Raw genomic sequence first — 19,704 nt, forward strand, 5'->3', positions numbered from 1 at the left:
GTCATACTCCCCAACGCAAGGCGGGCGTGCGCACCGGCGCATCCCACAGTTTCAGCAGCTCGTCGTCGACCTTGGTCAATGTCACCGAACATCCGGCCATCTCCAGAGAGGTGATGTACGGGCCCACGAGGGAGCGGGCGATACCGATCCCGTGTGCGTCGAGGACGCGGGCCACCTCGTCGAACATCAGGTACAGCTCGAGCAGTGGCGTACCGCCCATTCCGTTCACGAAACAGATCACGTCGTCGCCCGCGACGAACGGCAGATCGGCGAGGATCGGTTCCACCAACATCGCGGCGATCTCGCGGGCCGGTGCCAGCAGCTCCCGGCGCCGCCCGGGTTCGCCGTGAATGCCGACACCGATTTCCATCTCGGTCTCGAACAGCGAGAAGGTCGGTTTGCCCGCGGCGGGGACGGTGCAGGAGGTCAGGGCCATCCCCATGCTTCGGGAGCGGTCGTTGACGGCGCGGGCGATATCGGCCACTCCGGTCAATGTCCGCCCCTGTTCGGCGGCGGCTCCGGCGATCTTCTCCACCACCACCGTCGCGCCCACTCCGCGCCGGCCCGCGCTGTGCAGGCCGTCCTGGACAGCGATATCGTCGTTCACCACGACCGCCGCGACCTCGATCCCCGTATCCGCCGCGAGTTCGGCGGCCATCTCGAAGTTCATGACGTCACCGGTGTAGTTCTTGACGATGTGGACAACACCGGCGGCCGAGTCGACGGCTGTGGTGGCGGACAGGATCCGGTCCGGGGTGGGGGAGGTGAAGATCTCACCCGCGCAGGCGGCGTCGAGCATGCCGGGGCCGACGAAGCCGGCATGCAGCGGTTCGTGGCCGGAACCGCCGCCGGAGACCAGCGCGACCTTGCCGGGTCGGGGCTTTTCGGCGCGGAAGACGATCCTGTTGTCCAGGTCGACGCGTAACTCGGGATGGGCCCCGGCCATTCCGGAGAGGGCGTCGCGGACGATATCGGCCGGGTCGTTGATCAGTTTCTTCATGGTTCTCCTGTCACGCCGCACCATGGGCACGTCGTGAGCTGTACGGTCGTGACTTCCGTGGTTCACTCATGGGGAATTCCGATGATTTCGAACAATATTCGACATTGTCGAACGAGGTTCGTAGAATACGTCGGTGTGGTGCCGTTCACAAGAGCCAGGGGAAATCTGATGGGGGCAGTCGCGTGATCCAGTCGGTCGACCGGGCCATCCGCATCCTGTTCGCGCTCCAGGGCGCGCGGCGAATGACACTGTCCGAGCTCGCGACAGAGCTCGGGCTTCCGGCCACGACGGTGCACGGCATCGTCCGGACCCTGGCCGCGCACGGTGTCGTGGTCCAGGAATCCGGTGGGGGCCGCTATCGGCTCGGTCCCGCCGTCCTGCGGTTCGGCAATGTCTATCTCGATACGCTCGACCTGCGGGCCCGCGCGCTGACCTGGTCCCACGACCTGGCGCGCAGTACCGGACTGGCCGTGCGGGTCGGTGTGCTCTTCGGCGACGCCGTGGTGGTGATCCATCACGAGGCCAGACCGGACGGCAGTCGGCAGATGCCGGAGGTGGGAATCGAGATACCCGCGCACGCCTGCTCTCTGGGTAAGGCCATGCTCGCGTTCCGGCCGGTGCTCGACGACGCGCCACTGCGCAGTATGACCGGGGAAACGATCACTTCCGCGCTCGCCCTACGCGAGCATCTGCGCTCGGTCGCGGATACCGGCCTGGCCTTCGAATGCGACGAAGCGGTGCTCGGCGAGTCCGGTGTGGCCGGAGCCATCTTCGATGGCGACAGCGACGTTGCGGGTGCGGTGGGCGTGGTCGTACCCACATCGGAATGGCCGGTTTCCACGGCGACCGTCGACGCGGTTCGGGCCACGGCCCGTACCATCTCCCGTGAACTCGGTTGCACCCGTTGGCCCGCTGCCCCCGACCACGGCTCCTGATTCGCCCCGTGATTTGCCCCGGCCGGCGCCGACCGGGGCAAATCGGTGCTTATCCGTGCAGTCCGGTGCCGGTGGTGGCGGCGAGGTATCGACGCCAGCCGCCGTAGGAAGTGATATCCGTTGCGTTACCGGCGGATTCGTAATCGCAGGCGAAGCCGGTGACCCATCGGCCCGAGGAGAGCTCGACCTTGCCGAGCGCCATGGGCGCGGGAAGATCGTTCAGGAACGAGCCGAGGGCGGCGGGGGAGAGGCGATACAGTTCGCCGGGAAGTGCTCTGCCCGCGCCGGGTCCGACGCGAAGCAGCCCCGGTTTGGGTGGTGCGGCGGCGAGTTCGACCATGCGGTACGCATCGGAGGTCGTGACCTCCCCCAGATACCGGGCCGATGCCCGGACGAGCTGATGATGCAGGGGCAGACCACGCAGATGCGCGCCCACGACGAGCAGGTCGGTGCCCTGATCGGTCAGCGGTGGCGGGGCCGGTTCGCCGAGCAGTTCGGCGGCCAGATCGATCCCCACCTGGTCGGCGAAGGCGGGGGTTATCAGCATGACCCCGAACGGATCGCCGCTCGTGGTCTCGACCCCCGGTACCGCGACCGCCGCCAGATCGAGCAGATTGCAGAAATTCGTGAAGGTGCCCATCCGGCGGTTGATCGACACCGGTTCCGCCGCGACCTCGGCGATCGTCGGATGCTCGGTGGTCGTGGGCAACAGCAGCGCGGAACAGTTCTCGAATATGCGGCGGGCGGCCGCCGTCGCATGAGCGAGCCGATCCAGATCCTCGGAGTACCGATAGGCGGGTGGTTGGGCGGCGGCATTGATGATCCGGGCCACGACCGGATCGGTGCCGTCCGGGTGGCTGCGCACGAATTCGCCCACGGCAGCGTAGCGTTGCGCCACGAGAGCCCCGTCGTACAGCAGTTTCGCGGCATCCAACAGTTCGGTCACATCGATCGTCTCGATACGTCCGCCGCGTTCCCGCCACCGCTCGACCGTCGCGTGGAACGCCGCGCGGTAGGCCGGTGTGAGGGCCGTCAGATTGTGTTCCGTCGGAACGGCGATCGTGGCGTGCGGCGGGGCCGCCTGGGGAGCGTCGACGGGCCACGATCGGGAACGGGGATCACCGGGGTCGGCGCCGATCATCGCCCTGGCCACGATGGTGGCCAGGGGCAGGTCCCGGGCGAAAACGGTGACGGTGTCGTAGTCGACGCACGCGGGTACGACACCGGTGGTGGAGACCAGACCTCGGGTCGGTTTGATGCCGACGATACCGTTCAACGCGGCCGGGACCCGGCCCGAGCCGGCGGTATCGGTCCCGACGGCGGCGTCGACCATACCGAGCGCGACCGCAACCGCCGAACCCGAACTACTGCCGCCGGAGACCCGCTCCGGCGCGATGCTGTTGCGCACCGCTCCATAGGGACTGCGCGTTCCGACGAGACCGGTGGCGAACTGGTCGAGGTTCGTCTTTCCGAGTATCAGGGCGCCCTGCTCGATCAGTCGAGCCACGGCCGGGGCGGTGTGTGTCGGGGTGGTCGCGAAGTCCGGACACGCACAGGTGGTGGGTATTCCGGCGATATCGATATTGTCCTTGACCGCGACGAGCAGCCCGGCCAGCGGCAGGGTTTCCCCCGTCGCCACCCGGACGGCGATCGTCCTCGCCTCGGCGAGCACCTCGTCCTCTTCCCGCAGGGTGATCCAGACCTCGGGCCGGTGGTGTTCGCGAATGGTCCGATACGCGCGGATCACCCGGTCGCAGATCGCGGCCTCGGACCGTTGCGCGGAGAATTCATCGAGAACGTGATCCACTGTCATAGCTCTCCTCGGGTATCGATCGCCACCAGTGGCGCCCCCGCCGTAACCTGTTCGCCTGCCGTCACGGTGACTTTTCGGACCGTACCGGCCACCTTTGACACAACCGGCAATTCGAGCTTCATCGCCTCGAGTAGCAGGAGGGTGCTGCCGGCTTCGACGCGCTCGCCCTCGGCGACCTCCACGCGCCACACACTCGCCATCATGGGCGCCGGGACGAGATGGCAGTCGTCGGGGAGATCCGGTGGTATGACGGGTCCGGTCGGACTCTCGGTAATCGCGATCGGTTCGGCCGTGCCCGCCCCGCCGAATTCACCGCTCTCCTCCCAACGGCGACGTTCGTCCGCGAAAGCGGCCCGGCGGCGCTCCTCGGTGTCCGCGATATCCCGTTCGTTCTCCCGCAGGAATTCGAGATGTTCTGCGAAGGCGAATTCACCGGTGACCGTTTCCATGTCGTATCGACCGGCCACCATCTCCGCCCGCAGCTCGGTCAGTTCGTCCGCGGCCACCGGATACCACTCGATGCGATCGAAGAACCGCAGCAACCACGGTTTGCCGCTCTCGAACGGAGGTCGTTGCCGATAACCCGACCAGATGGGCACGGTGCGGCCCACCAGCTGGTATCCGCCCGGGGACTCCATACCGTAGACGCAGAGGTATTTACCACCGATACCGACGGCATCGGCAGGGGTCCAGGTGCGGGCAGGGTTGTATTTCGTCGTCACCAGACGATGCCGCGGGTCCAACGGAACCGCCAGTGGCGCACCCAGATAGACATCACCGAGACCCAGCACCATGTACTGCGCCGAGAAGACGATTCGGCGTACGTCCTCGACACTGTCGAGTCCGTTGACCCGCCGGATGAACTCGATATTCGAGGGCAGCCATGGCGCATGGGGCCGCACCCCGTGCTCGTAACGTTCGATCGCCTGCCGGATGGCAGGGTCGTCGAACGACAGTGGCAGCCGCACCAGTCGGCTGCGCACGCGCAGGTCGGCCGTATCGGGGATCTCATCCTCGAGCTCGTCGAGCAACCGCACCACCGTGCGCTGATCGATGACATCCGGATGGAAGTGGATGTGTAGGGAGCGCACCCCGGGGGTGATATCGATCAGGCCCGGGATACCGGCCTCGTGCAGTCGGTCGTGCAACGCCTGCACGCGCATGCGCAGTCCCAGATCGAGTTCCATCGGGCCGTACTCGACCAGGACATTGTCGTCCCCGCCGCGTAGATATTTGACCTCGGGGGTGCCGGTGCCCGCCTCCCGCCGGTCGAGCACACCGTTATCGCTTTCCCTGGTTCCGAGCAGATCGGGTGTCGGCAGATTGCGGCCGCGCAACGCCGGCGACGACCGGAACGTGGCGGTGCGGTCGTCGGCCACCGGGACGAAGCGAACGCTGTCGCCGGGACGCATCTGTCCCAGTTTCCAGCGATGCGCGGAGATCACGGTCAGCGGGCATGCGAAACCACCCAGACTCGGTCCGTCCGGTCCGAGCAGGATGGGGGTGTCGCCGGAGAGATTGAGCGCTCCCACGCTGTAGGGGCAGTCGTGCAGATTCGACGGATGCAGTCCGGCGTCGCCACCGTCGGAACGCGCCCAGGTCGGTTTCGGTCCGTCCAGGCGCAAACCGGTGCGGTTCGCGTGGGGTTGCACACGCCAGGTGGTCTCGTAGAACAGATCGATATCCGCGGGGGTGAAATAGTCGGGGGCCGGCTGAGGTCCCTCTCCGACACCGACATACCAGGTGTGGGTGAATTCCGGTCGATCGGCGGGGGGTATCGGCTCGGGGGCGAGGAGACCGCCGGCATCCGGTTTGATACCGAGGATGTCACCGGTGGCGACGGCCCGCCCCGTGACGCCGCCGAACCCGCCGAGGGTGAAGGTGGCCGCGCTTCCGTGGTAGTCGGGTGCGAGTATTCCGCCGCGTACCGCGAGGTAGGTCCGCAGACCGGTGTCCACGGGTGCGCCGATATCCACCACCGCGCCCGCGGGTACGGTGACGGGTTCCCACATGGGGACCGGCCGGTCGTCCACGGTGACCGGGGCCTCGGCTCCGGCCACACAGATGACCGTCGTATCGGTGAAACGGATTCTCGGGCCCTGTAGGGTCGCCTCGAGGCCGTTCTCGCCCAATGGGTTCCCCACCGCCCGGTTGGCGAGTCGGAAGGACAGATCGTCGAACGCGCCCGATGGCGGGATCCCGACACTCCACAGTCCCAGGCGTCCCGGATGGTCCTGAATGGTGGTGGAGACACCGGCGCGCAGAATCTCCATTCTCGGTCGAATCGAGGACAGACCAGTCAATGTCGTCGTCGTATGGCGCGCGTCGAGCATGGGAGTGCTGGTGACGACCGCGCGCAGCTGGGGGAGGTTGGTCGTGATACCGAATACACGGGTTTCGTCGAGCGCGGACCGAAGTCGGTGCAGGGCCTCGGTGCGGCTTTCCCCGTGGGTGATGATCTTCGCGATCATCGGGTCGTAGAAGGGGGTGATCTCGCTACCGGTTTCGACCCAGGTCTCCACCCGCGCGGTGGCGGTTGGCAGGGTCACCTCGGTCAACATGCCCGCATCCGGGCGGTAGTCGTTACCCGGGTCCTCGGCGTACACCCGCGCTTCGACCGCGCATCCGGTGAGCGCCGGTCCGGAGTCGGGTATGCCGTCGAGGAACCCGGTGTCGCCGCCGGCCAGACGCAGCATCCATTCGACGAGGTCGATACCCGTCACGGCTTCCGTCACCGGGTGCTCCACCTGGAGCCGGGTGTTCACCTCGAGGAACGACGCCTCGGCGCGTTCGACGTCGTAGATGAACTCGACGGTGCCGGCGGACCGGTACCCGACCGCGCCGAGCAGGGCGCGGCTCGACTCGAGCAACCGTTCGGACACCGCATAGGGGAGAGCGGGTGCGGGTGCTTCCTCGATCACCTTCTGGTTCCTGCGTTGCAGGGTGCAGTCCCGGGTGCCCAGGGATAGCACGCGACCCCGGCCGTCGCCGAAGATCTGCACCTCGATATGGCGGGCCCGAGTGACGAACCGTTCCAGATACACCTCGGTGGAACCGAAGTTGCTCCGGGCCAGCCGTATCACCCGACGGTAGGCGTCCGACAGTTCGTCCGGTCCGGTGCACGCGGCCATGCCGATACCCCCACCGCCGCCCGCCGCCTTGAGCATGACCGGATAGCCGATGCGTTCGGCCTCGGCCAATGCCTCGGTGAGTCCGGTGAGCAGTCCGCTGCCGACGACCAGGGGAACCCCGGCCGCCGCGGCGGCCTGCCGGGCGCTGTGCTTGTCGCCGAACAACCGGATGTGTTCGGCGGACGGGCCGACGAATGTCAGACCCGCCGCCTCGATCCGGGCGGCGAAGTCGGCATTCTCCGAGAGGAAACCGTAGCCCGGATGGACGGCGGTCGCGCCTGCTGCCAGCGCCGCCTCGATCACGGCGTCGCTCCGCAGATAGGATTCGGCGGCCGGTGCCGGTCCGAGACGGACTGCCCGCTCGGCCATCCGGACATGGGGGGCGCCCTCGTCGGCGTCGGAGAAGACCGCGACCGTCTCGATGCCCAGCCGGCGCGCGGTGCGCAGGACACGGCAGGCGATCTCGCCCCGATTCGCCACCAGCAGACGATCGGGCAGGGGTGCATGCATCGTTGTATACAGCTGCTGGGGGGATGCGGTCACGAGCGGTCCTCTCGACGTGGAACGGGGCCGTGGGCGCCCCGTATCGGAATCGACAATCAGGTCTTGGTGGCGCGGGCCAACCTGGTCAGCTGCAGCACCTGACCGGCCCGGTCGGTCACAACCCGACGCGACTGGTCGATATGCGCGAGCAACCGGGTCCTGGCATCGACCAGATCGTGGTCGAGCACGGCCTCGGCGATGGCGATATGTTCCTCGATCGTCGCCAGCATGCGATCGGGCGTGAGGTAGTCGAACATTCGGACCGGCCGAATGCGTGCGTTCACCGTCGCGAGCGCCTCGGTGAGCGCGTGATTGCCGGAGGCCGCGAGCAGCACCATGTGGAACTGCTCGTCCGCGTCGACGAATCCCGCGTCGGGGTCGGGCGGTGCGGCGCGGAACGCCCGCCAGCGCTCCACTTCCGGTAACAGCACGGCTCGGTCGTGTGCGAGATCGGGGTCGGCGAGTATGCGTTCGATGCCCCGGGACTCGAGGGTGATGCGCAGTTCGTAGTAGTCCCCGAGAGCGTCGAGCCGCGGCCGGTACGGAAACAGGCCCATATCGCGGCGTTCGACGAGACCGTCCGCCTGGAGTCGGGCCAGTGCCTCCCGGACGGGGGTGCGGGAGACGTTGTACCGTTCGGCGAGGCGCTCTTCCCCCAACCGCTCGTCGGGTGACAGTCCGCCCGCCATGAGTTCGTCCCGCAATGCCCGATACACGCTGTCGGCACGCGATTGTCGTCTGGGTCGTAGTTCTGACACGGGCGCAGCCTAGAGGGTCATGGCGGAACGCACCGTGGCGACGGCGGCCGCTCCGCCCTCGCCCGAGGAGGTGACCCGACCGCCGGCGAGTACGTAGTAGCGGCGGGCCGCCCGGAGCGCGAACCCGATGTGTTGTTCGACCAACAGGACTCCGAGATCGCCGCGAGCGGTGAGCGCGGTGATGGTGTCCTCGATCTCGGCGACCACCGACGGTTGGATGCCCTCGGTCGGTTCGTCGAGGATCAGCATGCGCGGCTCGGTGATCAGGGCCCGGGCGATGGCCAGCTGCTGGCGCTGCCCGCCCGACAGCAGCCCGGCGCGACGATCGAGCAGTTCCCGCAGGGCGGGAAACAGATCCAGTGCCTCGTCGATCAGGGTTCCACCGCGCTTACGCCCGTCGGCCACCACCCGCAGGTTCTCCGCCGTGGTGAGATGACCGAAGCACTGCTGCCCTTGCGGTACATAGGCCAGGCCGCGGCGGACACGGGCGCTCGGCCGCAGCGAGGTGATATCCGCGCCGTCGAAGAGGATTCTGCCCCGGGTGGTCTTCACCAGCCCCACTGCCGCCCGCAACAGGGTGGTCTTACCCGCGCCGTTGTGTCCCATGACGGCGACGACACCATCCGCGGGCACCTCGAGGTCGACGCCGTGGACGACCTCGGTGCGGCCGTAACCGGCGTGTACGTCGACGAGTTCGAGCATCGTGTCACGCTCCCTTTCGCTCGGATACCGTGATCCGTTCCGTCTCCTCGCCCCCGGCGCTCCCGAGATAGACCTCCTGCACCCTCGGATCGGCCTGGACCTCGGCGACCGATCCTTCGGCGAGCACCCGGCCGCGGGCCAGTACGGTCACCGAGGTGGCGAAGGAGCGCATGAAGTCCATATCGTGCTCGACCACCACCACGGTGCGTTCGGCGCCGATCCGACGCAGCAGTCGACCGGTCTCCTCCCGCTCCTCGTGACTCATCCCCGCCACCGGCTCGTCCAACAGCAACACCGACGCGTCCTGCACGAGCAGCATGCCGATCTCCAACCACTGTTTCTGCCCGTGCGCCAATACCCCTGCGGGCCGGTCCCGCAGGTGTCCCAATCCGATGGTCTCCAGGGCCCGCTCGATCGATTCGGAGACGTCGGCCGGCCGCCGGCGCAGCATCGTCCACCACGAGCGCCCGGCCCCCGCGGCGATATCCAGGTTCTGCGCGACGGTCAGCTGTTCGAAAACGCTGGCGGTCTGGAAGGTGCGACCCACTCCCAGCCGCGCGATTCGATGCACCTTCTTGCCCAGGAGCTCGACCCCCGACTTCTGCACCGAGCCGGTCGCGGGCACCAGGCCGGTGATCGCATCGATGACCGTCGTCTTACCGGCGCCGTTGGGGCCGATCAGGAAACGCAGATCACCCTGCAGCAGCGTGAGATCCACATCGGAGACCGCCTTGAACCCGTCGAACTCGACGGTCAGCCCCCGGACCTGGAGGTATTCGCTGCCCATACCGGCGTTACCGCCGGCGGTCGGTCCCCGGTCCACGGTCTTGGTAAGACTCGTTCGCTGTCCGGTCATGACGACGCTCCTACCGGAGTGGTGAGTGCCGGCTCCAGCCCCTCATCGGTTGGAGCCGGCCGATCGGCGTCCTTCCCGCGTCGCCGCCGCAGGGTGGCAAGTCCTGCAAGACCGGCTGGGAAGAACCCGACCACGACTATGAAGAGAACACCCTGCGCGTAGGTCCACCCCGACGGAAAGTTCTCCGACAGGCCGGTCTGTGCCCAGGAGACCGCGACGGCCCCCAGCACCGGACCCAGCAGGGTTGTACGGCCTCCGATCGCGACCCCGATCAGGAACGCGATGGAGGGCACGACGCCGACATCGGCGGGGGAGACGATCCCCACAATCGGCACGAACAGCGCCCCGGCCACACTGGCGAACAACGCCGCCACGGCATAGGCGACCACCTTGACCACAGCCGGGTCGTAGCCGAGGAACCGGACGCGTTCCTCTTGATCACGCACCGCGACCAACAACTCCCCGTAGCGACTGTCCATGAGTTGCCGGGCGATCGCGACCACCACCAACAGTGTCGCGGCCGCGATGAAGAACAGCAGTCGGCGATTGACCGGATCGTTGAGTGCCAGCCCGAAGAAGCTGCGGAAACGGTTGAGGCCGTTGCTGCCGCCGGTGCTCTGCTGTCCCACCAGCAGTATTGCGAAAGCAGCCGCCAGCGCCTGCGAGAGAATCGCGAAATAGGCGCCCTTGACCCGGCGGATGAACACCCCGAACCCCAGCAAAACCGCCACCAGGGTCGGGATCAGCACGATGCCCAGCACCGTCACCACCGGCGAGGTGAACGGAACCCAGTAGGCGGGTAGTTCCCGAATACCGGCGATCCGCATGAAATCGGGGACGGCGTCACCACGTAGTTGTGCGTCTGCGATCTTCAGGTGCATCGCCATGATGTAGGCGCCGAGACCGAAGAACACACCCTGCCCGAGGGTGAGCATTCCGCCCCGGCCCCAGGCCAGGCCGATGCCCACGGCGACGATGCCGAAGCACAGGAACTTGCCGAGCAGGGCGAGGCGGAAGTCCGAGAGCGCCGCCGGCGCCACCACGAAGAGCGCGACAGCCGCGACGGCGAATCCCGAATAGACCTTCCAGCGCGTTGCGAAATAGTTCCTCACACCAGACTCCTCGACCGGACCGTGAACAGCCCCTGCGGCCGGATCTGCAGGAAGACCACGATGATGACGAAAACCGCAACCTTCGCGACCGAGGCCGTCGTGCTGTACTCGATAAACGAATTGAGCAGCCCCAGCGCCACCGCCGCGATCACCGCGCCCTTGATCTGCCCGAGGCCGCCGATCACCACCACCAGGAACGCGTCGACCAGATAGCTCATCCCGGTGTTGGAACTGGTGGAACCGATCAAGGTGAGCGCCACCCCGGCGACCCCGGCCAATCCGGAACCGACGAAGAATGTGGTGATATCCGTTGCGCGGCTGGATATTCCGCTGGCCTCGGCGAGATCGCGATGCTGCACCACCGCGCGGATCCGCCGCCCCACCGGGGTGTATTTCATGGTCACCGCGACAGCGACCACGCAAGTGACGGCGAGCAGCATGATGAAGATCCGGGTTCTGGGTACCACCGCGCCCAGGATCTCGACGCCGCTGCCCAGCCATTCGGGTGTTACCACCCGCACCGCCGGTGCGCCGAAGATGTCCCGGGCCGCCTGCTGCAGGATCAGCCCCACCCCGAAGGTCACCAGCAGGGTGTCCAGGGGGCGGTCGTACATTCGTCGGATCAGTGTCACCTCGAGCAGCGCGCCCAACAGGCCGCCCACCAGGAAACCGATGACCAGCGAGGCGATCAGGGAGACACCGGCATCGGGAATCAGGTACTGCTGCACCGTGTACGCGGTGTACGAGCCGATCATGATGAAGGAACCGTGGGCCATATTGATAACGCCCATCTGGCCGAACGTGAGGGACAGTCCCAGTGCGGCAAGCAGCAGGATGGAACCCAGACTCAATCCGGTGAACATCTGTCCGATCAGTGTTTCCACGTCAGATCTCGTTTCTCGTCGAGCGCGGCGGCCGGTATGCGACGTCAGCCTCCGAGCCCCTCGGCCCACGGATAGTCGGTCAGATACGGATCCGGTTCGATCGGCCGTCCCGAGTCCCACACCGGGTGGATGAGTCCGTCCGGGCGGATCTCACCGATCCGGGCGGTCTTGGTGATGTGGTTGTTCTCGCCATCGATGGTCACCGTGCCCTCGGGGGCCGCGAAAGTGACTCCGTCGGCGGCCGCGAGCACATCCGCGACCGCGAACGATCCCGCCTTCTCCACGGTGTTCTTCCACAGATGGACCGAGACGTAGGCCGCCTCCATCGGGTCGGAAGTGGGCTTGTTCGCCCCGTATCTGGCCTGGTAGGAGCGCACGAACGCGGTGTTCACCGGATTGTCGACGGTCTGGTAGTAGTTCCAGGCGGTGAGCTGTCCGACGATATTGCGCAGCCCGATACCGGCAATCTCCTCTTCGGCGATCGATACCGACATGACCGGCATGTCCTGCGGTGTCAGGCCGACGCTGCGGTATTCCCGGAAGAACGCCACATTGGAATCGCCGTTGAGGGTGTTGAACACGGCGTCGGCATCGGCCGCGCGCACCTTGTTCACGATGGTGGAGAAGTCGGTGGAACCCAGTGGCGTGTAGTCCTCGCCCTTGATCTCCATTCCGTTCGCCGCCGCGTACGCCTTGATGATCCGATTCGCGGTCTGGGGGAAGACATAGTCGCTGCCCACCAGGTAGAGCGATTTGACGCCGCGCTGTTTCAGATAGTCCAGGGCGGGAACGATCTGCTGGTTCGTGGTGGCCCCGGTGTAGAAGATGTTCGGCGACGATTCCAGGCCCTCGTACTGGACGGGGTAGTAGAGCAGCGCGTTGTTGTCCTCGAACACCGGCAGCATGGCCTTGCGGCTCGATGAGGTCCATCCGCCGAAAACCGCCGCGACACAGTCACTGCTGATGAGCTTTTCGGCCTTCTCCGCGAAGACCGTCGGCTCCGAGGCTCCGTCCTCGCCGATGAGTTCGATCCGTTTACCCAACACACCACCGTCGGCATTGATCTGCTCGACGGCCAGGGCGATCGAATCACGCACGGTGACCTCGGAAATCGCCATTGTGCCCGACAGCGAGTTGAGCGAGCCGACCTTGATGGTGTCGCCCGAGGTATCGACGCAGGAGGTGGTGGTACGGGCGGTATCCTCGGTGGCCGAACTACCGCATGCGGTGGCCAGCAACGCGGTCACGCACAGTGTCACCGACAGGACCGGTGCGAATTTCCGTGCGCGGCGTGGCGAATCGTTGCCATGCGGGGGATGGTTGGTTTCGACAGATGTGGGCTGCTCGGTTCGGCCTGCACTCATGACTGCTCGGTTTTCGCTTTCTCGCACCAGCGGCGACCCGACCGGTCCCGGGCGACCACCCGTAACCGATCGAATCCGCACCCGCGCCGGCCGCCGAGGCGGCTCGGGGGCGGGCCGGAATGCGCTGCTCCCTCATCGAATTCGTTGTATACAACGCCGTATACACACTGAGTACGGTATGGCCGTTGTGTTTCGGCCATGTCTCCCGACGTGAACTTCGGGTATCCATCCCCGAAGCGGCCCGCTCACCTCGTTGCGGTGGCGGGCTGCCGTCCGTATTCGACAAGGGCGGTGACGTCCTGCGGTTTCCCAACCGTCCCGAGCCGGCTGCCGATAGGTGTCTCGTGCGGCCTCGGTGACGGGCAGCGGTATGTCTCCTTCCGCCGGCCTCGAGGCCGATGTCACGTCCTTGGCGGCCTGGGTGCTGGTGAACCAACCGGCGTGGGTGGGATCGAAGAAACCGTCGATACGGTTGCTCAGACCCGCCGCCATCAGCGGCGATGTGCGCAAGGTGGCCGCCGGGCCGGCATCGTCGACCCCCGCCGCGCGCTGCGGACTGTCGCCCGCGTCGAATGCGCCGGCGAATCCCTGCCACACGGGCGCCAAGGCCATCCGGGCCGCCGCCGGACCGCCGACGGCGAAGCCTGCCGTGCCCGAGCGGAGTTCCTGCGGGGTGCCGAGGATCGGTGCGTCGACGAATCTGTCGCCATGGGTATCCGCCAAAGCGGTGACGACCTCGGGAGCGACGGTCGCCGTATCGACCACCAAGGTCTGCGCCCATCCCGCTCGGGCCTCACCGTTCGGAATCGCCACCTCGAGGGTGCTCTCGTCGTCGGCCGGACAGAGAAGACGACATCTCGCTCATCGCCCACATCGTCCGGCGAGCGCATGATGCGGGCCCCTTGCGCCCGTAGGGTGTGGTCCGACCCGGGGTCCGGTTCCACACGCGCACGGTGTGGCCCGTGTCGAGCAACCGCTCGGCGAGCACGTGGCCCATCCTGCCCGATCCGATGATCGCTATCCGCATGGATTGCTCCCTCCCTTGCCTGTGCCCGAACGGTGGGTCATCCCGATCGGTTACGGCCTGCCGGGCCTCGGGCGCCGAATCGACGCTGAGGGTGTCATCGCGCGACTCGTACGCGATTTTCCGAGCTCAGCATCCATGCCTGCTTTTCGAGGTCATCGATGATGGTGTGAAGCAGATCGGAGGTGGAGGGATCCTCGGCGTCGACCTCGTCGTGGACTTCTCGGAGCACCCCCGCGGTGTGCCGCAGTTGCGTGGTGATCACGTCCACGATGACGGCGGTGTCGAGTTCACCCGGGTCCATCATGGGTTGCTCGGCCCCCGCGACGGTGCGAGGGCGGCCATCCGGCACGGTGTCGAGAGCCCGCATCCGTTCGGCGATGGTGTCGCTCGCGCCGCGGGCCACGTCGACGATCTCGTCGAGTTGTAGGTGCAGGTCGCGGAAGTTGTGGCCGACGACGTTCCAATGCGCTTGTTTGGCATTGAGATGGAGTGCGATGAGGTTGACCAGGACCCGCTGCAGATGGGTGGCGAGTGTGGTGGAGGCGCGGAAGCCGGGGGTCGAGTCGAAGCTGGACATCGGATTCTCCTTCGGTTCGAAGTGGTCTATCCGAGCTACGGTCGGTATGGGAAACGCCGGTAACGATGAACGTGGCGCCGAGGAAGCAACGGTGACTCGCCCGTCGATTCCGTCGGGAGTGGGCCGTCCCCGCGATCAACAAAGTCTAGAGCGATGGCGAAATACCTGAACCCGACCCGACACCCGATATGGAATCGCGACGCTTTTTCCGCCCCGCTGTGCCCGGAAGACCGAAAGATCATGCGGTGTGACCGGATCTTTGCCGCTCGGTATCGGGACGGCGACCCGCGCCGCCGCCTCCGAGGAACGAGGTGAGTAATGACGACGGTGCTGGTAACCGGTGGTACCGGGAAACTGGGCCGCGCGGTGGTCGAACGGTTGAACGACGGACGACACGAGATTCGCGTGCTGAGTCGCGCCCCGGCCGCGGACTCGCCATCGGTGCGACGAGTGGTAGGGGACCTGCGTATGGGCACCGGGCTCGATGTGGCCGTCGCCGGAGTCGAGGTGATCGTGCACTGCGCCACTACCAACGGTCGCGGCGATGTGGTGGCGGCCCGCCGGCTCGTCGAGGCGGCGCGCCACGGGGGCAGCGAACCGCATGTGGTGAACATATCGATCGTCGGGGTGGATCGGATTCCGCTGCCCTACTATCGCGCCAAGCTCGCGGCCGAGGAAGTGATCGCAGGCAGCGGTCTACCGTGGACGACCCTGCGTGTCACCCAATTTCACGATCTATTGGCCACCGTCTTCCACTGGCAGCGATGGTTACCGATCACTGTCGCTCCGTCCGGTTTTCGGTTCCAGCCGATCGATATCGGTGATGTCGCCGATCGGCTGACCGCCCTGGCCGTGGGTGAACCCGTCGGTCGCGCAACCGATCTGGGCGGGCCGCAGGTGCGTACCATGCGTGAACTGGCCCGCGCCTACCACTCGATCGTCAAGCGGCATCGGCCGGTGGTGTCGCCGCATATTCCGGGCGCGATTGCACGCGGCTACTCCGAAGGGTGGAACCTCGTAATCGAAAATCCCTATGGCACAGTCACGTTCGAACAGTTCCTGCTCGCTCGATCCGAGAACCGTTACAGCTGAACGAAATACCGTAAATCGTTGTGCACGAAGCTTTTCGGATCACTCTGCCTCGAGTTGTACCCGTACGATGACCCGGCCGCGCTCGTCGCGTCGTGCCACCGCGTGCCCGGTGCGGTCGACTCCGTTCAGGCGCACCGTGATCGGGCCGCCTTCCCCGAGGAAATTCCGCCACCAACTCTTCTTGTCCGGTATGGCGACACCGATGAGGAGTTCGTCGCCACGCCGACGGTAGTTCACGGGTGTGCTGAACGTTTTACCGGACCGCCGCCCCACATAGGTGATCACCGTGAAGCCTTTTCCCATCAGGGATCCGACGATCGGTGCTTCGAGCAAACCCACCACACCGGCATTGAAACCGCGTGCGAGGCGACCTGGCAATGAGTTGGAATCCACAGGGCCCTCCCGGGGCGGTATACCAATGCGGACGAATATGTGGACGAATACCGACACCCTACCGTGTTACGCGCCGCACCCACGAGGATCGTGGGCGCGCACCCGTCGATCCTCCGGCGCGACCTCCGGTGGCTATCGGAGGCCGGCTCCCGGCCCACCGCGGTCGAGGGGATGCTGCTGTCGGGCGGAGTGTTCGATACCACCGGAGTCACTCCGACCGGAGGTGCTCACTTCGTGCTCTACGGACTCGGCATCGGTCGACGCGGCCGGCGCCCCCGGACAATGCGGCACTGTGGGCCGGCCGGTGACCCCACCACCGCTCGGTGCGATCGTCGCCACCGAAGCGGCCGTGGTTGCCCATCCGACTGCGGGCATCGAGCCCGGGGATATCTTCGTCGCGGTACCCGGCTGCCTGTTTCCCGCGGCGCACCGCGGGTACCGCGTACCCGTCCGACAACACCACCTGCGTAGCGCGGAGGAACCATGCGGATCGGATACAAGCTCGCCGCTGAGGCCTTCGGGCCCGCCGAGCTCGTTCGGCAGGCCATCCGGGCCGAAGAGGTCGGGTTCGATTTCGTGGAGATCAGCGACCACTACCATCCATGGCTCGATGAGCAGGGGCACTCCCCGTTCGCCTGGACGGTGCTCGGCGCGATCTCCGCCAATACCGAACGTATCGGCCTGGCCACCGGGGTCACCTGCCCGACCGTGCGCTATCACCCGGCGATCATCGCCCAGGCTGCCGCCACCCTCGCCGTACTGTCGGAGGGGCGGTTCACGCTCGGTCTCGGTTCCGGAGAGCGGCTCAACGAGCATGTGGTGGGTGCAGGCTTCGGTGTCGATGTCGCGGAACGACAGCGCATGCTGCGCGAAGCGGTGGAGATCATCCGACTGCTGTGGGAGGGCGGTCACCGATCGTACGAGGGTCGGTATCTGCGATTGTCCGAGGCTCGGGTCTTCGATCTGCCCGACGAACCGCCGGTGATCGCAATAGCCGCCGGTGGGCGACGGGCGGCCCGGCTGGCGGCCGAACTGGGTGACGGCCTGTTCGCCACCGAGCCGAAGCCGGCGATCACCGCGAGCTACCACGAGGCGGGTGGAACCGGGCCCCGATACGCCGAGGTGCCCGTGGCCTGGGCACCGGACGAACACACCGCCGCACAGGCCGCGTTGAAAACCTCCCGATGGGCGATAACCGGATGGAAGGTGATGAGCGAACTGCCCAATCCGGCCAATTTCGCGGCGGCGAGCGGCACCGTGCGTGAGGAGGACATCCTCGACGCCTTCGCCTGCGGCCCCGATCCGCAGCGTTTCCTCGCTGCCGCCCAGCCCTATGTCGATGCCGGGTTCGATCATCTGGTCATGCTGAACGCCGGGCCCGACCCGGACGGTTTCCTCGACTTCTATCACGAGCAACTGGACGAACAGCTGCGGAAACTGACACCGCGAGCAGCGTGATCACGAGCAGAGACCCCGTGATCGCAATCGGTATCGCACGGGACGCATCAACAAGGACGCATCAACAAGGAGGACTCCATGCAGCGAGGAAGTAGTAAGCACGGACCCGCCCGAGACGATGAACTCGCCCACGAACTACAGGGCACACCGCGCGCCAACCGGGCCGGTCCGGCCGAAGAATGGCATGACCCGGATTCGCCCGTCGACGACAGTATCGTGCAGGAGCGGATCGACCGAACCGAACGCCCCTACCAGTACACCCCGAAGACCGCGGATTGACACCGCAACTCACGGTGTCGTGCCGGTGACTCGGCCGCCGTACAACGGCGGCCGAGTCGTGTGCGGCTACGAGGGGCGGATGGCCACCGCGTCGACTTCGAACAGCATGTCCGGCAACGCCAGGGTGGCGACGCCGAGCAGGGTTTGCGCGGGTGGTCGATCGCCCCAGATCTCGGTGACCTTTTTTCCGAGGATCGCCAGTTTGCCGGGATCGTGGTCGACGACATAGGTGCGCAACTGGGCCACATCACCGAAGCCGGCCCCCGCCGCGGTCAGCGCGATACCCAGATTCGCGAAGGCGTGATCGACCTGTTCGACGAAGTCGTCACTCGTGGGATTCCCCTGCGAATCCGAGTCGTACTGCCCCGCAATGAACACCAGTTCACCTCGGGTGCGAGCGATATGGCTGTACCCGAACGGGAGGGGATCGTGGAGTTCGGGCGGGTTGATGAAATCGATTGCCATGGCCGACGGCACCATCCTTTCGGGGAGCTACGCTGTCCCGAGGTCGACGACGCAGCCCGGCGAACTGTGACATCCCGGTAGGGGGTGGTCGTCGCGGCTGCACTGACGACGTACCGAGGCGGGCCACCATCCTACGGTCGGCGACGGAGGCGGGATCATGGGCCGGTCGCCGGTCGCCGGTTGTGCGGATGGCGATCGGCCCACGCCCGTCAACGGGGTCAGTCCTGCTCACACAGGGTGCGCGCCTGGTCCATGGTCTTGTACGCGTCGGCGGGGGTGCGGCGACCGAGCCCGCAGGCGGCGGCCACATCGACCTGCCGGCCCACGGCGGTCTCGATCGTGTCGAGCAGGCGACGTTGTTCGTCGAGGGTGCTGCTCTCGTGCAGGAACCCGGCGACGAACCTGGTCTGCTCCGGCAACCGCAGACCCGACAGGGCCCGGTAGAACGCCGGTTCGGATTGCGGCGGTTCGTCTCCGGCGGCGAACGGCGCGTGCACGTACTCCAGTGTGCGACCTTCCGGCCAGGCGGCGGCCAGCGCATTGGCCAGGCGCACCAGGGGACGAGCGGAGCCGATTCCGGTCAACGCCTTGTGCCCGAGGTCGCCCAGGCACAGGTGGACACCGAAGCGGGTACCGGCCGGGGTCGCAGCGACCAAGCGGTGGACACCGGCCGCCATCCGGTTCGCGACGAACCCACCCAGCGGCCCCGACTTGGCGACGAACACCGTCTCCACCGGCAGTTCCAGCTGGAACAGCACATCGTCACCGCCCTCCTCGCGGATCGCGGTGATATCGCGCAGGGTGGCCTCGGCGAATGCGGCGCGATGACCGAACATTCGTGTGGGCCCCATGGTGAACATGGTCAGGTCGAGATCGCCGGGGATACCCACCTGGAAATCGACATCGGACAGCTCCGGCCGCTCGCTCTTCAAGCGGTCGAACACCTTTCGGTTGGTCCGATACCAGCTCAGATATTTCAGGTCCAGGTTCTCGCCACGGAGGTGATGTCCCTTGCGCACCCGGTAGTTCTGCTGATCCTTGTAGTTCGACCAATTACCGGGCCGGGCGATCTCCAGATCGGTATGGTCGGCGAAACTCGTGATCAGACCCGCCACCCAGTCCCGGCGGTCTCCGGTCTCCCCATCCGGCAGATATCGCAGGCTCGCGCCCAACCGCTCGACCGCGGCGCGCATGGCGTCCTCGGCGGTGTCTCCGGGCAGTGTGCCGACCAGTAGTGCGCGGCGTTCGGACATCAACGACTCCTTGCTCGCTCCGATACGATCGCGCCCACCCTCGAAACCCCACTCGAGGAGGG

At 66.5% G+C, this 19,704-nt stretch carries 19 protein-coding genes; 4 read left to right on the plus strand and 15 right to left on the minus strand.

Features of this window, described 5'->3' with window-relative positions; all coding sequences use genetic code 11:
* Position 1 precedes the first annotated feature (1 nt).
* Positions 2-1,000: a dihydroxyacetone kinase subunit DhaK gene (gene dhaK / locus ON32_RS10955; RefSeq protein ID WP_040790740.1), complete on the minus strand. Its 999-nt coding sequence runs from the start codon at positions 998-1,000 to the stop codon at positions 2-4.
* Between the two features lie 182 nt (positions 1,001-1,182).
* Between dhaK and ON32_RS10960 the strand changes: the two genes are divergently transcribed.
* Positions 1,183-1,935 (plus strand): IclR family transcriptional regulator, encoded by a 753-nt coding sequence (locus tag ON32_RS10960; RefSeq protein WP_040790741.1) that lies wholly within the window; start codon positions 1,183-1,185, stop codon positions 1,933-1,935.
* Positions 1,936-1,984: 49 nt separating this feature from the next.
* Here ON32_RS10960 and atzF read toward each other — a convergent pair whose 3' ends face one another.
* From atzF to ON32_RS11010, 11 genes are all read right to left on the minus strand, one after another.
* The gene (atzF, locus tag ON32_RS10965; RefSeq protein ID WP_040790742.1) at positions 1,985-3,748 is read right to left on the minus strand and encodes an allophanate hydrolase; all 1,764 of its coding nucleotides are present in this window, start codon (positions 3,746-3,748) and stop codon (positions 1,985-1,987) included.
* Positions 3,745-7,389 carry an urea carboxylase gene (uca, locus tag ON32_RS10970; RefSeq protein WP_040790785.1) on the minus strand — a complete coding sequence of 1,215 codons (3,645 nt, stop codon included), beginning with the start codon at positions 7,387-7,389 and terminating at the stop codon, positions 3,745-3,747. Before uca ends, atzF begins: the two co-directional genes overlap by 4 nt.
* A gap of 89 nt (positions 7,390-7,478) precedes the next feature.
* Positions 7,479-8,180, minus strand: coding sequence for a GntR family transcriptional regulator (locus tag ON32_RS10975; protein ID WP_040790743.1), 702 nt, complete (start codon positions 8,178-8,180; stop codon positions 7,479-7,481).
* Between the two features lie 9 nt (positions 8,181-8,189).
* On the minus strand, positions 8,190-8,882 hold the full coding sequence (gene urtE / locus ON32_RS10980; RefSeq protein WP_040790744.1) for an urea ABC transporter ATP-binding subunit UrtE: 693 nt from the start codon (positions 8,880-8,882) through the stop codon (positions 8,190-8,192).
* A gap of 4 nt (positions 8,883-8,886) precedes the next feature.
* Positions 8,887-9,738, minus strand: a complete 852-nt coding sequence (urtD, locus tag ON32_RS10985; RefSeq protein WP_040790745.1) for an urea ABC transporter ATP-binding protein UrtD — start codon at positions 9,736-9,738, stop codon at positions 8,887-8,889.
* On the minus strand, positions 9,735-10,850 hold the full coding sequence (gene urtC / locus ON32_RS10990; RefSeq protein ID WP_040790746.1) for an urea ABC transporter permease subunit UrtC: 1,116 nt from the start codon (positions 10,848-10,850) through the stop codon (positions 9,735-9,737). Before urtC ends, urtD begins: the two co-directional genes overlap by 4 nt.
* Positions 10,847-11,734: an urea ABC transporter permease subunit UrtB gene (urtB, locus tag ON32_RS10995; RefSeq protein WP_040790747.1), complete on the minus strand. Its 888-nt coding sequence runs from the start codon at positions 11,732-11,734 to the stop codon at positions 10,847-10,849. Before urtB ends, urtC begins: the two co-directional genes overlap by 4 nt.
* 44 nt (positions 11,735-11,778) lie before the next feature.
* Positions 11,779-13,098, minus strand: coding sequence for an urea ABC transporter substrate-binding protein (gene urtA, locus ON32_RS11000; protein WP_083874318.1), 1,320 nt, complete (start codon positions 13,096-13,098; stop codon positions 11,779-11,781).
* A 132-nt stretch (positions 13,099-13,230) separates the two neighbouring features.
* Positions 13,231-13,911, minus strand: coding sequence for an NAD(P)-binding domain-containing protein (locus ON32_RS11005; protein WP_040790748.1), 681 nt, complete (start codon positions 13,909-13,911; stop codon positions 13,231-13,233).
* Positions 13,892-14,125, minus strand: a complete 234-nt coding sequence (locus ON32_RS30515; protein WP_083874319.1) for an NAD(P)-binding domain-containing protein — start codon at positions 14,123-14,125, stop codon at positions 13,892-13,894. The genes ON32_RS11005 and ON32_RS30515 overlap by 20 nt, the downstream gene beginning before the upstream one ends.
* A 94-nt stretch (positions 14,126-14,219) precedes the next feature.
* Positions 14,220-14,702 carry a Dps family protein gene (locus ON32_RS11010; protein WP_040790749.1) on the minus strand — a complete coding sequence of 161 codons (483 nt, stop codon included), beginning with the start codon at positions 14,700-14,702 and terminating at the stop codon, positions 14,220-14,222.
* A 318-nt stretch (positions 14,703-15,020) separates the two neighbouring features.
* On the opposite strand from ON32_RS11010, the gene ON32_RS11015 reads away from it, so the two are divergent.
* The gene (locus tag ON32_RS11015; RefSeq protein WP_040790750.1) at positions 15,021-15,794 is read left to right on the plus strand and encodes an SDR family oxidoreductase; all 774 of its coding nucleotides are present in this window, start codon (positions 15,021-15,023) and stop codon (positions 15,792-15,794) included.
* Positions 15,795-15,833: 39 nt separating this feature from the next.
* Here the strand turns inward: ON32_RS11015 and ON32_RS11020 are convergent, their stop codons facing one another.
* Positions 15,834-16,187, minus strand: a complete 354-nt coding sequence (locus ON32_RS11020; RefSeq protein WP_051133116.1) for a nitroreductase/quinone reductase family protein — start codon at positions 16,185-16,187, stop codon at positions 15,834-15,836.
* 483 nt (positions 16,188-16,670) lie between these two features.
* Between ON32_RS11020 and ON32_RS11030 the strand changes: the two genes are divergently transcribed.
* On the plus strand, positions 16,671-17,645 hold the full coding sequence (locus ON32_RS11030; protein ID WP_040790752.1) for a TIGR03557 family F420-dependent LLM class oxidoreductase: 975 nt from the start codon (positions 16,671-16,673) through the stop codon (positions 17,643-17,645).
* Between the two features lie 78 nt (positions 17,646-17,723).
* Positions 17,724-17,924 carry a hypothetical protein gene (locus tag ON32_RS11035; protein ID WP_040790753.1) on the plus strand — a complete coding sequence of 67 codons (201 nt, stop codon included), beginning with the start codon at positions 17,724-17,726 and terminating at the stop codon, positions 17,922-17,924.
* A 66-nt stretch (positions 17,925-17,990) separates the two neighbouring features.
* On the opposite strand, the gene ON32_RS11040 is transcribed toward ON32_RS11035, so the two are convergent.
* On the minus strand, positions 17,991-18,389 hold the full coding sequence (locus tag ON32_RS11040; RefSeq protein WP_040790788.1) for a RidA family protein: 399 nt from the start codon (positions 18,387-18,389) through the stop codon (positions 17,991-17,993).
* A gap of 218 nt (positions 18,390-18,607) precedes the next feature.
* A complete protein-coding gene (locus ON32_RS11045; RefSeq protein WP_040790754.1) occupies positions 18,608-19,642 on the minus strand; it encodes a hypothetical protein in 1,035 nt (344 codons plus the stop codon).
* Positions 19,643-19,704 lie beyond the last annotated feature (62 nt).

It is taken from the genome of Nocardia paucivorans NBRC 100373, assembly GCF_000308675.1.
GTDB classification, from domain to species: domain Bacteria; phylum Actinomycetota; class Actinomycetes; order Mycobacteriales; family Mycobacteriaceae; genus Nocardia; species Nocardia paucivorans.

Excerpts from the sequence above, each read along its gene's own strand:
- ON32_RS11045 (WP_040790754.1), bottom strand. The coding sequence starts at position 19,642 with ATGTCCGAACGCCGCGCACTACTGGTCGGCACACTGCCCGGAGACACC.
- ON32_RS30515 (WP_083874319.1), bottom strand. The coding sequence starts at position 14,125 with ATGCGGATAGCGATCATCGGATCGGGCAGGATGGGCCACGTGCTCGCC.
- urtE (WP_040790744.1), bottom strand. The coding sequence starts at position 8,882 with ATGCTCGAACTCGTCGACGTACACGCCGGTTACGGCCGCACCGAGGTC.
- uca (WP_040790785.1), bottom strand. The coding sequence starts at position 7,389 with ATGCATGCACCCCTGCCCGATCGTCTGCTGGTGGCGAATCGGGGCGAG.
- ON32_RS11030 (WP_040790752.1), top strand. The coding sequence starts at position 16,671 with ATGCGGATCGGATACAAGCTCGCCGCTGAGGCCTTCGGGCCCGCCGAG.
- ON32_RS11015 (WP_040790750.1), top strand. The coding sequence starts at position 15,021 with ATGACGACGGTGCTGGTAACCGGTGGTACCGGGAAACTGGGCCGCGCG.
- urtD (WP_040790745.1), bottom strand. The coding sequence starts at position 9,738 with ATGACCGGACAGCGAACGAGTCTTACCAAGACCGTGGACCGGGGACCG.
- ON32_RS11040 (WP_040790788.1), bottom strand. The coding sequence starts at position 18,389 with ATGGCAATCGATTTCATCAACCCGCCCGAACTCCACGATCCCCTCCCG.
- ON32_RS11035 (WP_040790753.1), top strand. The coding sequence starts at position 17,724 with ATGCAGCGAGGAAGTAGTAAGCACGGACCCGCCCGAGACGATGAACTC.
- atzF (WP_040790742.1), bottom strand. The coding sequence starts at position 3,748 with ATGACAGTGGATCACGTTCTCGATGAATTCTCCGCGCAACGGTCCGAG.
- urtA (WP_083874318.1), bottom strand. The coding sequence starts at position 13,098 with ATGAGTGCAGGCCGAACCGAGCAGCCCACATCTGTCGAAACCAACCAT.
- dhaK (WP_040790740.1), bottom strand. The coding sequence starts at position 1,000 with ATGAAGAAACTGATCAACGACCCGGCCGATATCGTCCGCGACGCCCTC.
- ON32_RS11010 (WP_040790749.1), bottom strand. The coding sequence starts at position 14,702 with ATGTCCAGCTTCGACTCGACCCCCGGCTTCCGCGCCTCCACCACACTC.